The organism is Streptomyces sp. NPDC021080 (assembly GCF_044333225.1).
Classification (GTDB): domain Bacteria; phylum Actinomycetota; class Actinomycetes; order Streptomycetales; family Streptomycetaceae; genus Streptomyces.
In genome coordinates this window covers 1-1,549 of sequence record NZ_JBIRQM010000063.1, presented here as the reverse complement: position 1 = coordinate 1,549, position 1,549 = coordinate 1, and the positions used below count along the sequence as shown (strand labels likewise).

The 1,549-nt window shown below is 65.6% G+C and carries 2 protein-coding genes; both read left to right on the top strand.

Translation table 11 applies throughout. The annotated features are described in order from the left end of the window. The first annotated feature begins 65 nt into the window (after positions 1–65). Positions 66–686 carry a hypothetical protein gene (locus ACH4S8_RS45120; RefSeq protein WP_398405183.1) on the top strand — a complete coding sequence of 207 codons (621 nt, stop codon included), beginning with the start codon at positions 66–68 and terminating at the stop codon, positions 684–686. A 44-nt stretch (positions 687–730) separates the two neighbouring features. Then, positions 731–1,498, top strand: coding sequence for a transposase (locus ACH4S8_RS45115; RefSeq protein ID WP_398405185.1), 768 nt, complete (start codon positions 731–733; stop codon positions 1,496–1,498). Positions 1,499–1,549 lie beyond the last annotated feature (51 nt).

Here is a 1,549-nt window from a genome sequence, read left to right as displayed (position 1 = left end):
CAGGGAGGCGCCTTCACACCGATCCCGGATCGGGGCGTGTCAGTGGCTGGTGACAGGATCCAGGGGTGCTGATCAAGGGATACGACGACGGCCCGCTGGTTGCGGGCGAGTCGCTGCTGGCCCGCCCGGGCTTCTGGTCGAACTACCTCATGATGTGCGGCGATGGGTCGAGTGCTACGCGTCCTGTTCCAGAGTGGTTCGGCGATGACGGCGCCGATACCGATGCCTTGTCCGAGGTCCTCTTCGATCCCGAACGCTGGCCGGTGTTCCGGGTACCGGCTGAAGACGGTCCCGGAGTTGTGGTGATCTACCGCAATCTGGTCGGCGACTACGGCATTGACTACCTCCTCACTCATCCGGGCCGGAGCCACGCCCAGCAGATCGCCAACTGGGAAGGAGACCTCTCAGGGACCGGGCTGACGTGGCATGAACTGGTCCGCCTCGCCGACAGCCCGTCCCCCGCGGCCGAAGGTGTCAATGACACGGCCGCCCGCCTCCTGCTGGTCCTTCCCCTCCTGGCCGACTCGGAAGTGCCAGAGTCAGCGTCGGCAAGGCTCAGCGCCGCCCTGACTTCGGCTGGAGCGCCGCAAGACACCGTCTTCAGTACGGCGGAGCGTCTGCTTACACGCCTGACGAGAAGATCGCACCACGATCCCACTTGGGGATCGCCACTGAGCGGCAGCTGAAGAACTGGTCAAATCCGCTGGTCACCCAATGGGACGATCTTGGAATGGCTGGTGTGATTGCGGTGTCGGAGCCTTCCTGGATAGCTCCGTTCACCGGACTGCGCCCGCGCCAGTTCAGCAAGCTGGTGATCGTGCTGCGGCGCAAGGGTGCGGACAGTGTCTGCAAGGGCCGGCCGTGGAGCCTTCCGCTGGAGGACAGGACGCTGCTCGTCGCGGCCTACTGGCGGACGAACTTGACGATGCGGCAGATCGCTCCGCTGTTCGGCGTTTCGAAATCTGCAGCCCACCGGATCATCGATGACCTCGGACCGATGCTCGCGCTCCAGCCCCGTAAGCGGTTTGTCGAGGACGCCGTGCTCATCGTGGACGGCACCCTGGTGCCCACCCGCGACCACGCCATCGCCGCGCAGTCGAAGAGCTACAGGTACTCCACGAACCACCAGGTCGTCATAGACGCCGACACCCGGCTCGTGGTGTTGGTCGGCCGACCCTTGCCGGGAAACCGCAATGGCTGCAAGGCGTGGGAGGAATCCGGTGCCAAAGCTGCCGTCGGCAAGACCACCACGATCGCTGACGGCGGCTATCCCGGCACCGGACTCGTCATGCCCCACCGCCGCCGCAAAGGCGAAGAACTTTCCGACTGGAAGGAAGCCCACAACACAGCCCACAAGCAGGTCCGCGCCCGCGTCGAGCACGTCTTCGCCCGCATGAAGACCTGGAAGATCCTCCGCGACTGCCGACTCAAAGGCGACGGCGTCCACCACGCCATGCTCGGCATCGCGCGCCTGCACAATCTCGCCCTCGCCGGTTAGGCGAGCGGGCCGCACAGCGAACAGCCACGTCCGCACCCGCTCAGAGAGCAC

Coding starts and splice junctions, on each gene's coding strand:
- ACH4S8_RS45115 (WP_398405185.1), top strand. CDS start 731: ATGGCTGGTGTGATTGCGGTGTCGGAGCCTTCCTGGATAGCTCCGTTC.